This window comes from Pseudomonas sp. Irchel s3h14, from assembly GCF_900187425.1.
GTDB lineage: Bacteria > Pseudomonadota > Gammaproteobacteria > Pseudomonadales > Pseudomonadaceae > Aquipseudomonas.
Genome location: NZ_FYDJ01000005.1, coordinates 47,208 through 65,065 on the forward strand (window position 1 = coordinate 47,208; position 17,858 = coordinate 65,065).

The following is a 17,858-nucleotide window of genomic DNA, read 5'->3' on the forward strand; positions in this document are numbered from 1 at the left end:
ATTGATAAACAGCACTAATCGGATAGCACTAATATCAGAATCACATAAATGTGATTTATGAGCCAAAACCTTGCCATAAGCAGCAATGGCGGCTGGAGACGGCCCGGGCACTTCCACCACCGCTATCTCACTTTTTTATTGAAACAATCGCCGCTCTGCCACCCTCGACTCGAAATGAAAACGACACTCGGTCTCCTGCCGTCAGCCCTGTCAGCTGATCTTCCTTCACGGAAAAGGCCATGGTCATCGGCGGCCATTGCACAGCTGGAACAGCGCCGTGAGAGATGGTCACCGTATGCTTCACAGTATCGATAGCCTTGATCGTTCCGTCGGCGGTGGCGACTGGAGCCTGCGTTGTTTCCTGCTTCATCTGCATGCCCTCCATTCCGTCCATTTTCATGCCCGGCATATCCTCTGCGTGGGCCGAAAGAGACAGCGTAAATACGGTGCTTGCAACTGCAATCAGGGTCAGTTTCATACGACTTTTCCTTGAGGGTTGATAGGTTCAACCGAGAGGTGCCGGCGACGCATCAGACGATAGGCCGCCGGAATGACAAACAGGGAAAGCAAGGGTGCCGTGACCATGCCGCCGACCATGGGTGCAGCAATTCTGCTCATCACTTCGCTGCCGGTCCCGCTGCCCAGCAAGATGGGTAACAAGCCAGCAATGATGACGGCTACGGTCATGGCCTTGGGTCGAACACGCTGCACGGCGCCTTCACGAATCGCCGCAACCAGACCGCGCTCAGTGCGGTCGCCGAGGTCTTCACGTTCGGCCCAGGCGTTCTTCAGGTAGAGCAGCATGATCACGCCAAACTCGGCGGAAACACCGGCCAAGGCGATAAAGCCGACCCCGGTGGCGACTGACAAATTGAATCCCAATAGATAGAGGAACCATGCCCCGCCCGTGAGAGCGAATGGCAGTGTGGCCATGATCAGCAGGGCCTCATCGAAGCGGGCAAAAGTCAGGTAGAGCAGCACGAAGATGATCAACAGCGTGGCAGGCACCACCAGTTTGAGTCGTGCGTTGGCCCTTTCGAGAAACTCGAACTGTCCCGAGTAGCTCAGGCTCATGCCGGGCTGCAACTTGACCTGCTCGTTGACCACCCTGCGCAGATCGGCGACTACCGAGGCAATGTCCCGGCCACGCACGTCGATGTAAACCCAACCAGAGGGTCGTGCGTTCTCGCTCTTGAGCATCGGCGGACCGTCCGTGACTTTGACCTTCGCCACTGTGCCAAGGGTGATCTGGCTCCCTAGCGGGGTATAGATCGGCAATTGCTCCAAGGCACCGAGCGAGTCACGCCACTCCCGTGGGTAACGCACGTTGATCGGGAAGCGTGCGAGCCCTTCAATGGTCTCGCCGACATTTTCACCGCCGATAGCGCCGGCCACGATGGACTGCACATCGGCGATATTCAGCCCGTAGCGGGCGGCGGCTTTACGGTCGATATCCACATCGATGTAGCGGCCACCGGTCAGTCGCTCGGCCAGAGCCGAACTGACGCCGGGGACTCCCTTGGCCACTCGCTCGACCGCCTGGGTGGCCACATCGATCTCCGTCAGGTTGGTGCCGGCAACTTTCACTCCGATGGGACTCTTGATCCCCGTAGCCAGCATGTCGATACGGTTACGAATCGGTGGTATCCAGATATTCGTCAGCCCAGGGACTCGTACCACTCGATCCAGTTCTTCCACTAACTTTTCCTGGGTCATGCCTGGACGCCATTGCTCGTGCGGCTTGAACTGGATCGTGGTTTCGAACATCTCCAGCGGTGCGGGGTCGGTGGCGGTTTCAGCGCGCCCCGCTTTACCGAAGACGTGTTCGACCTCTGGCACGGTCTTGATCAGACGGTCAGTCTGTTGCAGCAGTTGTGCCGCTTTCTGCGCTGACAATCCCGGCAGAGCGGAAGGCATATAGAGCAGGTCGCCCTCGTCCAACGGGGGGAGAAACTCGCCACCCAAGCGAGACATTGGCCATAGCGCACTGGCAAAAACCAATAGCGCCACCAGCAGCGTGATCTTTGGTCGACGCAAGACTGCATCCAGGGCTGGCTGATAGATCCGAATCAACCACCGGTTCAACGGGTTCTGATATTCACTGGGAATTCGTCCTCGAATCCAGTAGCCCATCAGCACCGGCACCAAGGTCACTGACAATCCCGCCGCTGCGGCCATGGCGTAGGTCTTGGTGAAAGCCAAAGGACCGAACAGCCGTCCCTCCTGAGCTTCGAGTGTGAACACCGGAATGAACGACAGAGTTATGATCAACAAACAGAAGAACAGCGCCGGGCCTACCTCTGCCGCTGCTTCGGTCATTACATGCCAATGACGTTCACCCTTTAGTTCTTCCCCCGGATTGGCCGCGTGCCAAGCCTCAATCTTCTTGTGGGCGTTCTCGATCATCACCACGGCCGCATCGACCATGGCGCCGATGGCGATGGCTATCCCGCCCAAGGACATGATGTTGGCGTTGATGCCCTGGTAACGCATGACAATGAAGGCAATCAGCACCCCCACCGGCAGCGAAATGATCGCCACCAGGGATGAGCGCAGGTGCCAGAGGAAGATCCCGCAGACCAGCGCGACGACGATGAACTCTTCGATTAGCTTGTGGCTGAGATTTTCCACAGCGCGATCGATCAGCTTGCTACGGTCGTAGGTGGTGACGATTTCCACCCCGGCCGGCAGACTGCTTTTCAGTTCGTCGAGCTTGGTCTTGACCGCCGCAATGGTCTCGCGAGCATTCTTGCCGCTGCGCAAAATCACCACGCCGCCGACGGTCTCGCCTTCGCCATCGAGTTCAGCAATGCCACGCCGCATTTCCGGTCCCAACTGAATCGTGGCGACATCGCCAAGGGTTACCGGCACTCCTCCCGAAGCCAGCTTGAGCGGGATCGCCCGAAAGTCATTGAGCGTCTTCAGGTAGCCGGAAGCACGCACGATAAACTCGGTCTCTGCCATCTCCAGCACCGCGCCACCGGTTTCCTGATTGGCCTTGCCGATAGCTTCGGTCACCTCAGCCTGAGTGATACCGAGGCTGGCCAGTTTGAGGGGATCAAGCTGGACCTGGTACTGCTTGACCATGCCGCCCACGGTGGCCACTTCCGCAACGTTGGGCAGGGTCTTGAGTTCGAACTTGAGGAACCAGTCCTGAAGTGCGCGTAGCTGCGCCAGATCGTGTCCTCCACTGCGATCCACCAGTGCGTACTGATAGATCCAGCCCACTCCCGTTGCATCCGGCCCCAACGCCGGCTTGGCGCTGGCCGGCAACCGACTTTGTATTTGGCTCAGATACTCCAACACCCGAGAGCGGGCCCAGTACAAGTCAGTGCCGTCTTCAAACAGCACGTACACGAAGCTGTCACCGAAGAAGGAAAAACCACGCACCGTCTTGGCTCCCGGCACCGAGAGCATGGTGGTGGCCAACGGATAGGTCACCTGGTTCTCGACAATTTGCGGCGCTTGTCCCGGAAAAGGGGTGCGGATGATCACCTGAACATCCGAGAGATCTGGCAGCGCATCGATAGGCGTGCTCTGCACCGACCAAATGCCCCAAGCCGTGACAAACAGCGTCGCCAGTAGCACCAGGAATCGGTTGGCCACTGACCAACGAATCAGGGCAGCGATCATGGCTGGCTCCCCGATTTTTCCAGGAGCTCAACACGCAGGCCGTCGTCGGTCTGACTCACCGCAACCCGAACCTTGTCACCCGTTTTGAAGCCCTGCATCAGCACCGGGTTGGCGAGTGGGAATGTCATCGTCATGCCAGGCATGCCCAGCGTTTTGAAAGGTCCATGAGCGAGCGTGACTTCTTTGTCGTTGATCTCAACGATCTGCCCATCCGCTTCATGAAAGCTGGAGGCTGCTGCGCTGGGTGGTGACTCTTCCTCCGAGCTTGCAACGATGCCCTTGAGACTGGCCTCCGAGTCGAGCAGGAACTGGCCAGAGGTAACCACCCTCTGGCCCTCTTCCAGACCTTTCACTATCGCTGTCTTGCCGTCGCTTTCCTGCCCGAGTTGCACCGCCACGGGACGGTAGCGGCCAGCGTCTTCGGCGAGCATCACCAGAGCACGTCGGCCCGTGCGAATGACGGCCTCGCTCGGCACCCACAACACACTTTTCTCGGTCGAGCGGTTCAGGCGTACCTGCGCGGTCAAACCCGGCCTGAGGCGCCCGTCCGGATTGGGTAGTTCCACCCGCACACGAAGGGTGCGGCTGTCCGGATTGGTCTCGGGCAAAATCGCGCTGATCTTGCCATTGAGCGTTGTCCCTGGGAGGGCTGGCAGACGCGCTTCGACCGCCTGCCCCACTGTGATCGATCCGGCATCCGATTCTGGAACGGCCACCGCTAGCCAGACACGGCTCAAGCCATTGACGCGTGCCAACGTATCGCCAGTCGCCACGGTCATGCCCGCACGTACGTTCAATTCTTGCAGCACACCGGCAATGGGGCTGGTGAGCGTCAGGTAGGGCTGAACCTTACCGCCACGCTCTACCTGAGTAATCAGTGTTGCCGGCATCCCTGTGAGTCGTAGTCGCTGGCGGGCCGCAGCCAACAGGTCGGCATCCCCGTTGCGCTTCAGTGCAAGAAACTCTGTCTGGGCAGCGGCCCACTCAGGCACCAGGATATCCGCCAACGCCGCGTTGGCTTTGAGTACATCGCCGGGAGCATGGGCATAGACCCGCTCCACAAAGCCAGTGGTGCGTGCCTGAATCACAGCGACATCACGTTCGTTGAACGCCAAGACACCGGTTACTTCGAGGCTCGACTCAAAGATCCCACGAGTGACAGTCGCAAAACGCAGACCTAGATTCTGGGTCAGACCTGGATCGATACTGACGGCCGCGCGGTCCCCTGCGCCACTGGCGTATTGGGGAACCAGTTGCATGTCCATGAAGGGGGATTTCCCCGGCTTATCGAACTTTTGCTGCGGGTACATGGGGTCGTACCAATACAGAGCCTTGCCTTCATCCGGTGAATTGAGGCGCTGTTCCGGGGCGGTACCTGGTACTCCGCTCATGCGCTGGTGAGCGAACCAGTAGCCACCGGCAACACCCAATGCCAGCGAGATGCCTACCAGCAATGCCCCGTTCCATTTTTTAAGGATCATTGGCTGGACTCCCCATAAGCAAAATACAGACGCGCACTGGTCAGCGCTCGCTGCTCTTCCACATCGATCTGTTTGAGACGGGCTTCGATGAGTTCACGTCGGGCGGCAACAACGGCGTTCAAATCGCCTTTGCCGGCGCGATAACTCGCCATGCTGAGTTCGACCTTTTCCTTGGCCTGTGGTAACAGGCTTTCCTGGTTTCGGCGTACGGCACGGTTCAGGCGCTCATAGTCAGCCAGTTCGTTTTCCAGTTGCTGGGTGTGCTCGCGTGACAGGGCTTCGCGCTCGGCCTCAAGCTGGCTGAGTTCAGCCTGTTTGGCTGCGATTTTGGGGTTTTGGCGCGAGTCAGGAAACAGCGGTAGATCCCAGGAAAATTGCACGCTGACCATATCGCCAAACTCACGGCCACGGCGCTGGTAATCCAGTTCCCAGCTCCAGTCCGACTGCTTCTCCGACACGGCTTCACGAACCTTGGCTTGCGCTTCGCGGGTCATCGGCGCAAACGCTGCCAACTCGGGATGGTGTGGCAGTTTATGGGAGTAACTTGAGGGATCGACGGGCCATTCAGGCAAGCTGCCCACAGGCTTGTCGTTGGCAGCCGAGCCAATCCAGCGTTTGAGGGCTGCCTGGGCCTGCGTGCGCTGGCGAGTCAGATCGTCCTGTTGCTCCGCCAGTTGAGCCGCTTCTTGCTTGGGCGTCACGGCATCGGCGGGTTGAGCACGGCCACCGGCAATCTGGGCCCGGACGGTATCGCTCAGCAGGCGGTTTTCTTTGTAGACGTCCTGGAACAGCGCATCTTTGCGTTCAACCGAGTAGCTGCTAATCCAGGCCAACGCTGTGGACTGGCGTACCTTCAGACGTTCGACTCGACGCTCCGCAGCGGCGCGATCAATGGCCGCATCGGCGACCTCGATGCGCGCTTTGCGCTTGTCGCTGTTGGGCATTTCTTGCCTGACCCCGACCATTTGCATAGTCATGAAGTCCTGGTCGAAGCTCCAGCGATCCGGACCGCCAATGGGGTAGTTCTGCACACCCAGCAGCAGTTTGGGGTCAGGTAGCTCACCGGCTGGAATAGCCGCGCTGCTGGCAGCCTGAATTTTGGCGTCTTGTGCGGTCAGCGACGGTGCATTGTTTTCGGCCAGCCGCAACGCTTCATCGAGTGTCAATGCGCCAGCTAAGCTCGGCAATGCCAATACGCTTGCCGCCAGACCGGCCACGAGGGACCAACCTGTGCAATAGCACTTGGAGTTCATGTTTACGATTCCTGTGATCATCCACTGCGCGCGGCAAAAGACACGCGCGCAGCTAGTCCATCCCGCTAATGCGGAAAGAGGCTCAATGTGGGACAGGAATCAAACGCGAGGCGGTCGCCATACCCCGGACGGGGTCTGTACGGGTAGGGAATCGCTGAAGAAGGAAATCACAACGGGGCTGAATACGGTTACAGGAGGCTTGAAGATCGAGACTTGCAGCATGCCGCCCGACTTGCACTCCTGGCCCGGCTTGCAAGGTTTGCCGTGCTCGACAGAACTTTTCATGTCGTTGCAGCAGTCCATCCCCATGTCGTCCATCATCGCCATGCCCATCGTCTTCATTGGGCAAGGTTCTGTCGGTGCCTGAACGCCTGCCATCCCGTTGAGGGGAAGCGCCAGGCTAATCATGAAGATGATGCAAAACCGCAGATAGCGTTTCATGGGCTGGAGTGTAGTCTTTGAAAACAGCGGTTACCATTCGAAAAATGTCTTAGCTATCTAGTGAAAGACGCTGAAGAAGCGTGATCTCACCATCGCTTGATTAAGCCAGCGTTACGGATAAAAACCGGAACTCATACAAGCACCGAACGCCGATTTCTCCGGGGTTACAACGCCAAACAAGTGCCGGTATTGCGCGGATCTTCGCCTGCAGATCTCCGCCGCGCCAGATTACTTAGCCTTTGCGCTCTTGATGTCGCTTATTATTTGCTGCGCAATAGCTTCTACCTGCTCTTGAGTCATAGCTGACATGCGGTCGTCAATGAAGAGTCACAACCCTGCGGCTTTCGCCAATCCTGATCCGGTCCAGTGCCCTGTTTAGAGAATCCAGGGCGTCAAGGAGGGCTTTCGCCTCGATCTCTCGACCATCTCCCCAAAGGCGTTCAGCCATTCTGTTCAGGGCTTGGATGGCGTGCTCAATTTCAGTAGCAGTAGCCGTCGCTGCTACTTTACTTTCCGGCTTTTTCTTCGGCATTCAGTAACCCTTCTGCAGGGCATTGCTCTGTCTTTCAATTGTTAGTGCGAATACATCGCCCATCGGAACAAGTGTCGCTCTGAGGCTCGGTGAAGCTGTTGCCGTCGTCCGAGCCCAGGATTAGGCGCGCCCTTCTCGAAATTCTGATCGAGCGCTTTGCAGAAGAATCCAGCAACCTAGACGAATATTTGAGCTGATACTTGCGAATGGTTCAAGCGCTGCGCATCGCTCCTCCAGCAAGCGCACAAACATGGTCAGGCTCTGCGACACAGCATCTCTGCGCCATACCAGCCAGGTGAGAAAATAACGGAAGGATTCCGACGACGGCCAGACGTTGACCGTGGTGCATCCGGGCATGCTTTCGAGCATGCCGGCTGAGTTATACCTGAATGAGTATAAGGAAAATGGCAGGGGCGGCTGGATTCGAACCAACGCATGGCAGGATCAAAACCTGCTGCCTTACCGCTTGGCGACGCCCCTGTATCTGTTGCTACGAGTGCCCAGCACTCTCTTCCTGATTTTGCAGCTTGCGAGCAACATCGAGATGCTGCGTCCTTACGCTATAAGCCCTGTAAGGGCCTTTGCAAGATGCGCGGAAATTTATCAACTTTCGCTTCGCCTGGGAAGATAAAAAACAAAAAATTCGCTACAAAACAGTCACTTACTGTTTATCCAGGTTAGATCCAATCCTCTCCGGGGCTTTTGAGTTTTCCAGCAGTACCACGAAGGTGGCCGGTGACAGTTCCGGCCCCAAGCGTGACCGAGGAAGATCGCAAAGCATTGCTTGGACACAAGAATGGCAGCATCACGAGCCATTATTCTACCGCAGAGCTTGGGCAACTGATCGAAGCGGCAAACAAAGCGTCGACCACGGATTCCCGCGGACAGGCACTGACCATTATCAGGAGGAAAACGGGATGATCCCCCGCAAAAGTCCTTACGCGTAAAAAAGCCGAACTGGCTAGAGTTCGGCTAAGTTACTGATAAATATGGTCGGGACGGAGTGATTCGAACACTCGACCCCTAGCACCCCATGCTAGTGCGCTACCGGACTGCGCTACGCCCCGACTAGGCGTGAAACCCGTTCCTCTTCTCGAAGAACGCTCAAGAATATATCGCAAGCTTTTGAAAACTGGAAGTATTTAAAAGCAGGAAATTATTTCTTGAGCACAACCAGTACATCTTCCAATTCAGCGATCATCTGCCGAATCATTTGCTTGTATTGAGTGGTGTCGTCTTTAGCTTCATCGCCGGACAAACGCAGGCGTGCACCGCCGATGGTGAACCCCTGATCGTAAAGAAGCGCGCGGATCTGCCGGATCATCAGCACGTCTTGTCGCTGATAATACCGGCGGTTTCCGCGGCGTTTGACGGGGTTGAGTTGAGGAAACTCCTGCTCCCAGTAACGCAGCACGTGTGGTTTTACCGCACACAGCTCGCTGACTTCACCAATGGTGAAGTAGCGTTTGCCTGGGATGACGGGTAGCTCGTCGTTATGACTTGGTTCCAGCATAAGCCTCAACTCGGGCCTTCAACTTCTGCCCTGGACGAAAGGTGACCACACGGCGAGCCGTGATCGGGATTTCTTCACCCGTTTTCGGATTGCGGCCAGGCCGCTGGCGTTTGTCCCGAAGGTCGAAATTGCCGAAACCGGACAATTTGACTTGTTCGTTGTCTTCAAGAGCGTGCCTGATTTCTTCAAAAAACAGTTCGACCAATTCCTTGGCTTCCCGTTTATTCAGGCCCAGCTCTTCATACAGACGTTCCGCCATCTCAGCTTTCGTCAGAGCCCCCATACGTCACTTCCTTAACGTGGCGTTCAACCTTTGTTCGAGCGAGGTGAGGATGTTTTGCGTCGTGGTATTCACCTCATCGTCATTAAGAGTGCGCGATGGATGCTGCCAGGTCAAGCCGACTGCAAGGCTTTTTCTATCAGGATCAATGCCTTTACCCTGATACACGTCAAATAGCCTTAGGTCTGTCAGCCATTCGCCTGCATTTTCACGGATTACGTCCAGTACGGCACTGGCCGCAACGTCCGTGGCCGCAATGAGTGCCAGATCACGACGCACTTCAGGAAAGCGCGATAACTCCTGGAATTTAGGCATTTTGCCCAACGCTACTTCGGCCAAAACCAGCTCGAATACGAAGACCGGACGGTCGAGACCGAGAGTTTTCGACAATTCAGGGTGGATAGCACCGACGAAACCGACCAAGCGACCTTCACGTTCGATGCGCGCGGTTTGACCCGGGTGCAACGCAGGGTGTTTGCCCGGTACGAAAGAGAATGAATCCAGTGCACCGGCGAAGCCCAGCACCGCTTCCACGTCGGCTTTGACGTCGAAGAAGTCCACCACATCGCGACCTTGTGCCCAGCCTTCCGGCAGACGGCTACCGCAAACAACACCCGCCAGCATCGGCTCTTGCTTCAGGCCTTCCAGTTGACCGACGAAACGCAGGCCGCTTTCGAACAAACGAACGCGATCTTGCTGACGGTTCAGGTTGTGCTGGAGCGCCTTCACCAGACCCGGCCACAAGGACGAGCGCATGGCGGCCATGTCGTTCGAAATCGGGTTGGCCAACAACAGCGGTTCGACACCTGGATTAAACAGCTCAAACTGTTTCGGATCGATGAAGCTGTAGGTGATCGCTTCCTGATAGCCACGGGCTACCAGCAGACGGCGCAGCTCAGGCAGATCGCTCCGCGCCTCAGCCTTGGCCTGCGGCGCCAGACGAGCTTGCGGGTAGCGAACCGGCAGACGGTTGTAACCATACAGACGAGCCAGTTCTTCGATCAGATCGACTTCCAGGCTGATGTCGAAGCGATGGCTTGGCACTTCAACGCGCCACTGCCCTGCCCCATCGGCAGAAATCTTCAGACCCAGGCCGCTGAGCAGTCGCTCGACTTCGGCCGAATCCATTTCCATACCCAGCATCTGAGTGATGCGTTGCGCACGCAGAGTAACTGGCGCAATCGACGGCAGGTGCTGCTCGCTGACGGTTTCGATGATCGGACCAGCTTCGCCGCCGGTGATTTCCAGCAACAGGCCGGTGGCGCGTTCCATCGCTTCACGAGCCAACTGCCAGTCCACGCCACGCTCGTAGCGGTGCGAGGCGTCGGTGTGCAGGCCATAGGAACGGGCCTTGCCAGCGACAGCAATTTGATCGAAAAAAGCGCTTTCGAGGAAGACATCGCGAGTGGTCGAGGTGTTGACGCCACTGTGCTCGCCACCCATGACGCCGGCAATGGCCAGGGCGCGGGTGTGGTCGGCAATCACCAGCGTATCGCTACGCAGGCTGACTTCCTGACCGTCGAGCAGTACCAGCTTCTCGCCTTCTTCAGCCATGCGCACGCGGATGCCGCCATTGATTTCGGCGAGATCAAATGCATGCAGCGGTTGACCCAGTTCCAGCATCACGTAGTTGGTGATGTCGACGGCAGCGTCGATGCTGCGCACGTCACCACGACGCAGGCGCTCGACCATCCACAGCGGCGTTGGCTTGGACAGGTCGACGTTACGGATCACACGACCCAGGTAACGCGGGCAAGCGGCTGGCGCCAGCACTTCGATCGAACGCACTTCGTCGTGCACGGCTGGCACGACAGCAACCACCGGACGGGTGACTTCAGCAGCGTACAACGCGCCGACTTCACGGGCCAGACCGGCCAGGGACAGACAGTCGCCGCGGTTAGGGGTCAGGTCGACCTCGATGCTGGCGTCGTCCAGGCTCAGGTACTCACGAATGTCCTGACCGACCGGCGCATCGGCCGGCAATTCCATCAGGCCATCGTCGCCTTCGCCGACTTGCAGCTCGGCTTGCGAGCACAGCATGCCGTTGGACTCAACGCCACGCAGCTTGGCTTTCTTGATCTTGAAGTCGCCCGGCAGTTCGGCACCGATCATGGCGAACGGGATCTTCAGGCCCGGGCGCACGTTTGGCGCACCGCAAACGACCTGGAAGGTCTCCGAGCCATTGCTGACCTGGCAAACGCGCAGCTTGTCGGCGTCTGGATGTTGCTCGGTGCTTAGCACTTCGCCCACCACCACACCGGTGAATTCGCCGGCGGCCAGCGTAACGCTATCGACCTCAAGACCGGCCATCGACAGACGAGCAACCAGCTCGTCACGACTTACCTGCGGGCTTACCCAGCCACGCAGCCATTGTTCACTGAATTTCATCCTGCTCTCCTAAGAATTCGTTACGACTAGCGAAATTGCGCGAGGAACCGCAAGTCGTTGTCGAAGAACAGACGCAAGTCATTCACGCCGTAACGCAGCATGGCCAGACGCTCAACACCCATGCCGAAGGCAAAGCCCGAGAACTCTTCCGGGTCGATCCCGGACATACGCAACACGTTCGGGTGAACCATGCCGCAGCCCATGACTTCCAGCCAGCCAGTCTGCTTGCAGACACGGCAACCTTTACCGCTGCACATCACGCATTCCATGTCGACTTCAGCGGATGGCTCGGTGAACGGGAAATACGAAGGGCGGAAACGCACGGCCAGTTCTTTTTCGAAGAACACGCGCAGGAACTCTTCGATGGTCCCTTTCAGGTCGGCGAAGTTGATATCGCGGTCGACCAGCAGGCCTTCGACCTGGTGGAACATCGGCGAGTGAGTGATATCGGAGTCGCTACGGTACACACGGCCTGGGCAGACGATGCGGATCGGCGGTTGTTTCGATTCCATGGTGCGGACCTGTACCGGCGAGGTATGGGTGCGCAGCAACATGTTGGCATTGAAATAGAAGGTGTCATGCATCGACCGGGCCGGGTGATGGCCTGGGATGTTGAGCGCTTCGAAGTTGTGGTAGTCGTCTTCGACCTCAGGGCCTTCGGCGATGCCGTAGCCGATGTGAGTGAAGAACTGCTCGATACGTTCCAGAGTGCGAGTGACCGGATGCAGACCTCCCGAGGTCTGGCCACGGCCAGGCAGGGTCACGTCAATGGACTCGGCGGACAGTTTGGCGGCCAGGTCGGCCTCTTCAAACAGTGCCTTGCGCGCATTGAGAACCTCTGTGACACGCTCCTTGGCAACGTTGATCAGGGCGCCGACTTGCGGACGCTCTTCTGCCGGCAAATTTCCCAGGGTCTTCATCACCTGAGTCAATTCACCCTTTTTGCCAAGGTAGTGAACCCGGATTTGCTCCAGGGCATTGATATCTTCAGCGCTTTGCACAGCCTCTAGAGCTTGAGAGACGAGCGCATCCAGGTTTTCCATGTACAGACTCCAGATACAAAATAGGGGAAGAGCTTGAAGGCTCTTCCCCTATTTATGACGTTTAACACCTGGCCCCACAGATGTGAGGCCGGGTGACTGTCGGGGGTACTTAAGCCAAGGTGGCTTTAGCTTTCTCGACAATCGCAGCAAACGCCGCTTTTTCGTTCACTGCCAGATCAGCCAGAACCTTACGGTCGATCTCGATGGACGCTTTTTTCAGGCCGGCGATGAAACGGCTGTAGGACAGACCGTTGATACGTGCACCAGCGTTGATACGAGCGATCCACAGAGCGCGGAACTGACGTTTTTTCTGACGACGGTCACGGTAGGCGTATTGGCCTGCCTTGATTACCGCTTGCTTGGCAACACGGAATACGCGCGAGCGAGCGCCGTAGTAGCCTTTAGCAAGTTTCAGAATTTTTTTGTGACGTTTACGGGCAATGACGCCACGCTTTACACGAGCCATGAGTTACTTCCTCTATTCTTGACTAAATTAACGAAGGCGCAGCATGCGCTCGACTTTTGCCACGTCACACGGTGCCAGCAAGCTGCTACCGCGCAGTTGACGCTTACGCTTGGTCGACATTTTAGTCAGGATGTGGCTCTTGAAAGCGTGCTTGTGCTTGATACCGTTAGCAGTTTTCAGAAACCGCTTAGCAGCACCACTTTTAGTTTTCATTTTTGGCATGTTCGGATACTCCGCATTCAGTTGATAAACATAATCAGAAGGCCTGCCGTGCCCTATTGATTACTTCTTCTTTTTCGGGGCGATGACCATGATCAGTTGGCGTCCTTCCATCTTAGGATGCTGTTCGACCGAACCGTACTCGAGCAAGTCACCTTCAACTCGCTTGAGGAGTTCCATCCCCAGCTCCTGGTGGGCCATCTCACGGCCGCGGAATCGCAAGGATACCTTGGCCCTGTCCCCATCACTCAGGAAACGTACCAGGTTGCGCAGTTTTACCTGGTAATCCCCTTCCTCCGTCCCTGGACGAAACTTGATTTCTTTAACCTGAATCTGCTTCTGGTTTTTCTTGGCCGCAGCAATCTGCTTCTTCTTTTCGAAGATCGATTTGCCGTAGTCCATCAGTTTGCAAACAGGGGGTACTGCATCGGCGGAAATTTCCACCAGATCCAGTTTGGCCTCTTCAGCCTTAAGAAGCGCGTCTTCAATTGACACAATCCCAAGCTGTTCACCTTCAGCCCCAATTAACCGAACCTCGCGTGCCGAGATATTCTCGTTGATCGGGGCCTTCGGTGCAGCTCGTTTATCTTGTCTCATTTCACGCTTAATAGTAATTACTCCGAATCTGGGCGACCACGCCGGGAAACCGCTTGAGCGAGGAACTCGGCGAACTGGGCGACGGGCATCGAGCCCAGGTCAGCACCTTCACGAGTACGCACAGCGACAGTCTGCATCTCGACTTCCCGATCTCCGATAACCAAGAGATAAGGAACCTTGAGCAAAGTATGCTCGCGGATTTTAAAGCCGATCTTTTCATTTCTCAAGTCAGACTTGGCACGAAATCCGCTTTCGTTGAGAGTTTTTTCAACCTCGGCGGCGAAATCAGCCTGTTTATCAGTGATATTCATGATCACTGCCTGGGTCGGAGCCAGCCACGCGGGGAATGCACCCTCGTAGTGCTCGATCAGGATTCCGACGAAACGTTCGAAGGAGCCAAGGATCGCCCGGTGCAACATCACCGGGTGCTTGCGACTGTTGTCTTCAGAGACGTATTCGGCTCCCAGACGGACAGGCAGGTTAAAATCGAGCTGAAGGGTACCACACTGCCAGACGCGGCCAAGGCAATCTTTCAGCGAGAACTCGATCTTCGGACCATAGAATGCACCCTCGCCCGGCTGCAGATCGTACGGCAGGCCAGCACTATCAAGGGCTGCAGCCAGGGCCGCTTCGGCGCGATCCCACAGCTCGTCGGAACCGACGCGTTTTTCCGGACGAGTGGACAGCTTCATCTCAACGTCTTTGAAGCCGAAGTCGGCATAAACGTCCATGGTCAGCTTGATGAACGCAGCGGATTCGGCCTGCATCTGCTCTTCAGTACAGAAGATGTGGGCGTCGTCCTGAGTGAACGCACGCACACGCATGATGCCGTGCAACGCACCCGATGGCTCGTTACGGTGACAAGCACCGAATTCGGCCAGACGCATCGGCAACTCGCGGTAGCTTTTCAGACCCTGATTGAACACTTGCACGTGGCAAGGGCAGTTCATCGGCTTGATGGCGTAGTCGCGGTTTTCCGACTGCGTGGTGAACATGTTGTCGGCGTAGTTGGCCCAGTGCCCGGACTTCTCCCACAGGCTGCGGTCAACGACCTGCGGAGTTTTGATCTCCAGGTAACCGTTGTCGCGCTGAACCTTGCGCATGTATTGCTCGAGCACCTGGTACAGAGTCCAGCCGTTCGGGTGCCAGAACACCATGCCTGGCGACTCTTCCTGGGTGTGGAACAGGCCCAGACGCTTGCCGATCTTGCGGTGATCGCGCTTCTCAGCTTCTTCGATGCGCTGGATGTAAGCTGCCAGCTGCTTCTTATCTGCCCATGCGGTGCCGTAAACGCGCTGCAATTGCTCGTTCTTGGCATCGCCACGCCAGTAGGCGCCGGACAACTTGGTCAGCTTGAAGGATTTCAGGAAGCGCGTGTTCGGCACGTGCGGACCGCGGCACATGTCGACGTATTCTTCGTGATAGTACAGGCCCATGGCCTGTTCGTTCGGCATGTCTTCGACCAGACGCAGCTTGTAGTCTTCGCCGCGGGCCTTGAACACTTCGATCACTTCGGCGCGCGGAGTGACTTTCTTGATTACGTCGTAATCTTTTTCGATCAGCTGCTGCATGCGCTGTTCGATGGCGGCCAGGTCGTCCGGAGTGAAAGGACGTTCGAAGGCGATGTCGTAATAGAAGCCTTCGTCGATGACCGGACCGATGACCATCTTGGCCGTCGGGTACAGCTGCTTGACCGCATGGCCAACCAGGTGGGCGCAAGAGTGGCGAATGATCTCCAGCCCCTCTTCATCCTTTGGCGTAATGATTTGCAGCGTAGCGTCGCTGCTGATGATGTCGCTGGCGTCGACCAGCTTGCCATCGACCTTACCGGCCACGGTGGCTTTGGCCAGACCTGCACCAATGGATGCGGCGACCTCGGCTACGGATACCGGGTGATCGAATGAACGTTGACTGCCGTCGGGAAGAGTAATAGTTGGCATGGCGCCTCCTCTCCTAGTGGTGACCCCTACCAAAGGTCACGTGGGTTGGGATGAGCCAGTACAAGATCCGATCCAGGCCATTCAATGACGAACGCCTGCCTTACAGCGGCAGGAGCCTTGCGGCCAACCGGAAAACCGAATCAGAGTGACTGGGATTCAAATCAGGGTTATTCGCACATTTGCCGCCACCGGGACTGAAGGATCCGGAGCCTGCAAACGCCCGAGCCAGGCATGCTAGCACAGATGAACGGTCGTCGATGCACCGAGGCTTTGTCTTGGGGCAAATCGGGCAATTTTATGCCAGAGTGCTGAACTAGAACCCTGCTTTACCCCTCAGATAACAAGACATTGACCCACAAGGAGCATCCCAGCATGCATCTGAAACGTTTATTCGCAGTCATCGCCCCCATCGTTTTGCTGCTGCCACTGGCCGCCCATGCCGATTGGCCGAAGGGCGAACGCGAGAAATACATGGCTCAGTGCACAGAAGCGGCCACTCCGCAGATCGGTGCTGCAGCAGCAAAGGCTCACTGCGCTTGCGGCGCCGATGCCATCAAATCGTACCCTGCAAAAGACATCCAGTCCCTGATGGACAACACCGCCAGTGATGCCCTGAAACAAAAAGCACTGACGCAAATTAGCGCGTGCAAAGCCGATAACAAGGCCAAAAAATAAGCCTGACATAGCGCTTTTTGCGCCTGCAACGACAGTTAAAAGCCTCTGAAAACCGCCTTTTCGTACAATTTATTCAGGTTTTACAGGTTTTTTTATTGTCTTTACTTTTGGCTGAAAGCCTTTTAAAACGGGGCTTGCAGCCAAACAAAGCAGCAAACAGAACGCGACTGCAGGGCAAACAACACGTCCGGGGGGCTCCCAAAGCGAACATTTCGACTATGATACCCCGGTGTGCCCAGTTGGCCTGAGCAGCACAGCACTACTGAAAATATATGTTTCTTGGAGATACACCATGTCTAATCGCCAAACCGGCACCGTTAAATGGTTCAACGATGAAAAAGGCTTCGGCTTCATCACTCCTCAAGGTGGCGGTGACGACCTGTTCGTACACTTCAAAGCTATCGAAAGCGACGGTTTCAAAAGCCTGAAAGAAGGCCAGACCGTTTCCTTCGTGGCTGAGAAAGGCCAAAAGGGTATGCAAGCTGCACAAGTCCGCGCTGAGTAATTTTCAGCCGCACTAAAAAAACCCCGTCCACGTGACGGGGTTTTTTATGGGCGAAACAAAAGCCTGAAGCGATCAGCCGCAGTTGACGCGGGTGACGACCCGATTGGCATCGGTATTCAGGTTCAGGCGATCGGAGCGGTACTCCAGGGTCACCATGTCGGTGGGCAAGAGGAACCGTGCATTCTGCGCGCCTGCGCGAGTACGCGCCTGCTCCAGCAGTTCAGGTGAAGCCTTTTTGCCAATGGTGAATTCGGCAGCCTTTGCCTCACAACGGCTGTGACCCGTGTCAGTCGTCGTGACAGGATCTGTTGTCGACTCGGTGGAGGTAGTGCTGCAACCGGCCAGCATGGCAACGGCCAACAAAGTACCCAATGACGCGAGCTTCCAAGGCATGAAGCCTCCTTTTTTCAATAGTTAAGCTGAGATCGTGCGACCGCCAATCTGGCGTTTGGTTTCACAGGGAGCGCTAGGCACCTTGCCCTCTATTCGGACACGCGGCGAGTGTGCCTGAGCATCGCCCTGCCGTTTACCACTCAATCGTGACTGAATATGAATAGCGTTCAATAGACGTCAATGTAGTCGAACGGCGGATTCGGCCAGTTCTCTTTCAGCGCATTGAAAATCTGCATGACCCAGACCTCGTCACTGGCCGCGACCAATCCGACATAACCGGAACCCTTGGCCCACGTCTCCAGACGAAACAACAGCCCGCTGATATCAGTGCCACCCACAACGCCTGACGAAATGTAGGCGATGCCGCCCTTGGTGACTCGCAATTGAGTGTGCTCATCGTCGCTGGCAGAGGCCAGCAACTGACGCACCGCCTCAAGGGTCAAGCCGTCAGGAGTGTTCAAATCGATCTGCACAGCACAGTCCTTGAAAATTCGTCAAA

18 protein-coding genes, 2 tRNA genes and 2 pseudogenes are annotated in these 17,858 nt (G+C 56.7%); 3 read left to right on the top strand and 19 right to left on the bottom strand.

The window, feature by feature from the left end:
- Window positions 1-127 precede the first annotated feature (127 nt).
- From CKW16_RS11630 to CKW16_RS11665, 8 genes and pseudogenes are all read right to left on the bottom strand, one after another.
- Window positions 128-478: a copper-binding protein gene (locus tag CKW16_RS11630; protein WP_095128555.1), complete on the bottom strand. Its 351-nt coding sequence runs from the start codon at window positions 476-478 to the stop codon at window positions 128-130.
- Complete coding sequence (locus CKW16_RS11635; RefSeq protein WP_095128556.1) at window positions 475-3,633, bottom strand: efflux RND transporter permease subunit; 3,159 nt, start codon at window positions 3,631-3,633, stop codon at window positions 475-477. Before CKW16_RS11635 ends, CKW16_RS11630 begins: the two co-directional genes overlap by 4 nt.
- Window positions 3,630-5,114, bottom strand: coding sequence for an efflux RND transporter periplasmic adaptor subunit (locus CKW16_RS11640; RefSeq protein ID WP_095128557.1), 1,485 nt, complete (start codon window positions 5,112-5,114; stop codon window positions 3,630-3,632). Before CKW16_RS11640 ends, CKW16_RS11635 begins: the two co-directional genes overlap by 4 nt.
- Window positions 5,111-6,367, bottom strand: coding sequence for a TolC family protein (locus CKW16_RS11645; RefSeq protein ID WP_095128558.1), 1,257 nt, complete (start codon window positions 6,365-6,367; stop codon window positions 5,111-5,113). The genes CKW16_RS11640 and CKW16_RS11645 overlap by 4 nt, the downstream gene beginning before the upstream one ends.
- A gap of 99 nt (window positions 6,368-6,466) precedes the next feature.
- The gene (locus CKW16_RS11650; RefSeq protein WP_095128559.1) at window positions 6,467-6,808 is read right to left on the bottom strand and encodes a hypothetical protein; all 342 of its coding nucleotides are present in this window, start codon (window positions 6,806-6,808) and stop codon (window positions 6,467-6,469) included.
- A 316-nt stretch (window positions 6,809-7,124) separates the two neighbouring features.
- Window positions 7,125-7,340 carry a hypothetical protein gene (locus tag CKW16_RS11655; RefSeq protein ID WP_095128560.1) on the bottom strand — a complete coding sequence of 72 codons (216 nt, stop codon included), beginning with the start codon at window positions 7,338-7,340 and terminating at the stop codon, window positions 7,125-7,127.
- A 213-nt stretch (window positions 7,341-7,553) separates the two neighbouring features.
- Window positions 7,554-7,709, bottom strand: a pseudogene (locus tag CKW16_RS32555) (LysR family transcriptional regulator); the annotation flags it as partial.
- A gap of 36 nt (window positions 7,710-7,745) precedes the next feature.
- A tRNA-Gln gene (locus CKW16_RS11665) sits at window positions 7,746-7,820 on the bottom strand.
- Between the two features lie 267 nt (window positions 7,821-8,087).
- Between CKW16_RS11665 and CKW16_RS11670 the strand changes: the two are divergent.
- Window positions 8,088-8,261 (top strand): annotated as a pseudogene (locus tag CKW16_RS11670) (site-specific integrase); the annotation flags it as partial.
- A 69-nt stretch (window positions 8,262-8,330) separates the two neighbouring features.
- On the opposite strand, the gene CKW16_RS11675 reads toward CKW16_RS11670, so the two are convergent.
- From CKW16_RS11675 to thrS, 9 genes are all read right to left on the bottom strand, one after another.
- Window positions 8,331-8,407, bottom strand: a tRNA-Pro gene (locus CKW16_RS11675).
- 89 nt (window positions 8,408-8,496) lie between these two features.
- Window positions 8,497-8,853, bottom strand: a complete 357-nt coding sequence (locus CKW16_RS11680; RefSeq protein ID WP_003179985.1) for a MerR family transcriptional regulator — start codon at window positions 8,851-8,853, stop codon at window positions 8,497-8,499.
- Window positions 8,834-9,136: an integration host factor subunit alpha gene (gene ihfA / locus CKW16_RS11685; protein WP_002553164.1), complete on the bottom strand. Its 303-nt coding sequence runs from the start codon at window positions 9,134-9,136 to the stop codon at window positions 8,834-8,836. The genes CKW16_RS11680 and ihfA overlap by 20 nt, the downstream gene beginning before the upstream one ends.
- Window positions 9,137-9,139: 3 nt before the next feature.
- Window positions 9,140-11,521, bottom strand: coding sequence for a phenylalanine--tRNA ligase subunit beta (gene pheT, locus CKW16_RS11690; RefSeq protein ID WP_095128561.1), 2,382 nt, complete (start codon window positions 11,519-11,521; stop codon window positions 9,140-9,142).
- Between the two features lie 26 nt (window positions 11,522-11,547).
- Window positions 11,548-12,564: a phenylalanine--tRNA ligase subunit alpha gene (pheS, locus tag CKW16_RS11695; protein ID WP_007905876.1), complete on the bottom strand. Its 1,017-nt coding sequence runs from the start codon at window positions 12,562-12,564 to the stop codon at window positions 11,548-11,550.
- Window positions 12,565-12,673: 109 nt separating this feature from the next.
- The gene (rplT, locus tag CKW16_RS11700; RefSeq protein WP_007905879.1) at window positions 12,674-13,030 is read right to left on the bottom strand and encodes a 50S ribosomal protein L20; all 357 of its coding nucleotides are present in this window, start codon (window positions 13,028-13,030) and stop codon (window positions 12,674-12,676) included.
- A 27-nt stretch (window positions 13,031-13,057) separates the two neighbouring features.
- Entirely contained in the window at window positions 13,058-13,252 is a 195-nt protein-coding gene (gene rpmI / locus CKW16_RS11705) for a 50S ribosomal protein L35 (protein WP_008145659.1), read from the bottom strand.
- Between the two features lie 60 nt (window positions 13,253-13,312).
- Window positions 13,313-13,864, bottom strand: coding sequence for a translation initiation factor IF-3 (gene infC, locus CKW16_RS11710; RefSeq protein ID WP_169857083.1), 552 nt, complete (start codon window positions 13,862-13,864; stop codon window positions 13,313-13,315).
- Window positions 13,864-15,786 carry a threonine--tRNA ligase gene (gene thrS, locus CKW16_RS11715; RefSeq protein ID WP_095128562.1) on the bottom strand — a complete coding sequence of 641 codons (1,923 nt, stop codon included), beginning with the start codon at window positions 15,784-15,786 and terminating at the stop codon, window positions 13,864-13,866. Before thrS ends, infC begins: the two co-directional genes overlap by 1 nt.
- A 372-nt stretch (window positions 15,787-16,158) precedes the next feature.
- On the opposite strand from thrS, the gene CKW16_RS11720 reads away from it, so the two are divergent.
- Together CKW16_RS11720 and CKW16_RS11725 are read left to right on the top strand one after the other, a co-directional pair.
- A complete protein-coding gene (locus CKW16_RS11720) occupies window positions 16,159-16,461 on the top strand; it encodes a hypothetical protein (RefSeq protein WP_095128563.1) in 303 nt (100 codons plus the stop codon).
- Between the two features lie 292 nt (window positions 16,462-16,753).
- Window positions 16,754-16,966, top strand: coding sequence for a cold-shock protein (locus CKW16_RS11725; protein WP_007905882.1), 213 nt, complete (start codon window positions 16,754-16,756; stop codon window positions 16,964-16,966).
- 72 nt (window positions 16,967-17,038) lie between these two features.
- On the opposite strand, the gene CKW16_RS11730 is transcribed toward CKW16_RS11725, so the two are convergent.
- Both CKW16_RS11730 and CKW16_RS11735 read right to left on the bottom strand, forming a co-directional pair.
- Window positions 17,039-17,359 carry an I78 family peptidase inhibitor gene (locus tag CKW16_RS11730; RefSeq protein WP_033061805.1) on the bottom strand — a complete coding sequence of 107 codons (321 nt, stop codon included), beginning with the start codon at window positions 17,357-17,359 and terminating at the stop codon, window positions 17,039-17,041.
- A 167-nt stretch (window positions 17,360-17,526) separates the two neighbouring features.
- Window positions 17,527-17,832 carry a hypothetical protein gene (locus CKW16_RS11735; RefSeq protein ID WP_008145652.1) on the bottom strand — a complete coding sequence of 102 codons (306 nt, stop codon included), beginning with the start codon at window positions 17,830-17,832 and terminating at the stop codon, window positions 17,527-17,529.
- Window positions 17,833-17,858: the final 26 nt, after the last annotated feature.

Excerpts from the sequence above, each read along its gene's own strand:
- CKW16_RS11630 (WP_095128555.1), bottom strand. The coding sequence starts at position 478 with ATGAAACTGACCCTGATTGCAGTTGCAAGCACCGTATTTACGCTGTCT.
- CKW16_RS11635 (WP_095128556.1), bottom strand. The coding sequence starts at position 3,633 with ATGATCGCTGCCCTGATTCGTTGGTCAGTGGCCAACCGATTCCTGGTG.
- CKW16_RS11640 (WP_095128557.1), bottom strand. The coding sequence starts at position 5,114 with ATGATCCTTAAAAAATGGAACGGGGCATTGCTGGTAGGCATCTCGCTG.
- CKW16_RS11645 (WP_095128558.1), bottom strand. The coding sequence starts at position 6,367 with ATGAACTCCAAGTGCTATTGCACAGGTTGGTCCCTCGTGGCCGGTCTG.
- CKW16_RS11650 (WP_095128559.1), bottom strand. The coding sequence starts at position 6,808 with ATGAAACGCTATCTGCGGTTTTGCATCATCTTCATGATTAGCCTGGCG.
- CKW16_RS11655 (WP_095128560.1), bottom strand. The coding sequence starts at position 7,340 with ATGCCGAAGAAAAAGCCGGAAAGTAAAGTAGCAGCGACGGCTACTGCT.
- CKW16_RS11680 (WP_003179985.1), bottom strand. The coding sequence starts at position 8,853 with ATGCTGGAACCAAGTCATAACGACGAGCTACCCGTCATCCCAGGCAAA.
- ihfA (WP_002553164.1), bottom strand. The coding sequence starts at position 9,136 with ATGGGGGCTCTGACGAAAGCTGAGATGGCGGAACGTCTGTATGAAGAG.
- pheT (WP_095128561.1), bottom strand. The coding sequence starts at position 11,521 with ATGAAATTCAGTGAACAATGGCTGCGTGGCTGGGTAAGCCCGCAGGTA.
- pheS (WP_007905876.1), bottom strand. The coding sequence starts at position 12,564 with ATGGAAAACCTGGATGCGCTCGTCTCTCAAGCTCTAGAGGCTGTGCAA.
- rplT (WP_007905879.1), bottom strand. The coding sequence starts at position 13,030 with ATGGCTCGTGTAAAGCGTGGCGTCATTGCCCGTAAACGTCACAAAAAA.
- rpmI (WP_008145659.1), bottom strand. The coding sequence starts at position 13,252 with ATGCCAAAAATGAAAACTAAAAGTGGTGCTGCTAAGCGGTTTCTGAAA.
- thrS (WP_095128562.1), bottom strand. The coding sequence starts at position 15,786 with ATGCCAACTATTACTCTTCCCGACGGCAGTCAACGTTCATTCGATCAC.
- CKW16_RS11720 (WP_095128563.1), top strand. The coding sequence starts at position 16,159 with ATGCATCTGAAACGTTTATTCGCAGTCATCGCCCCCATCGTTTTGCTG.
- CKW16_RS11725 (WP_007905882.1), top strand. The coding sequence starts at position 16,754 with ATGTCTAATCGCCAAACCGGCACCGTTAAATGGTTCAACGATGAAAAA.
- CKW16_RS11730 (WP_033061805.1), bottom strand. The coding sequence starts at position 17,359 with ATGCCTTGGAAGCTCGCGTCATTGGGTACTTTGTTGGCCGTTGCCATG.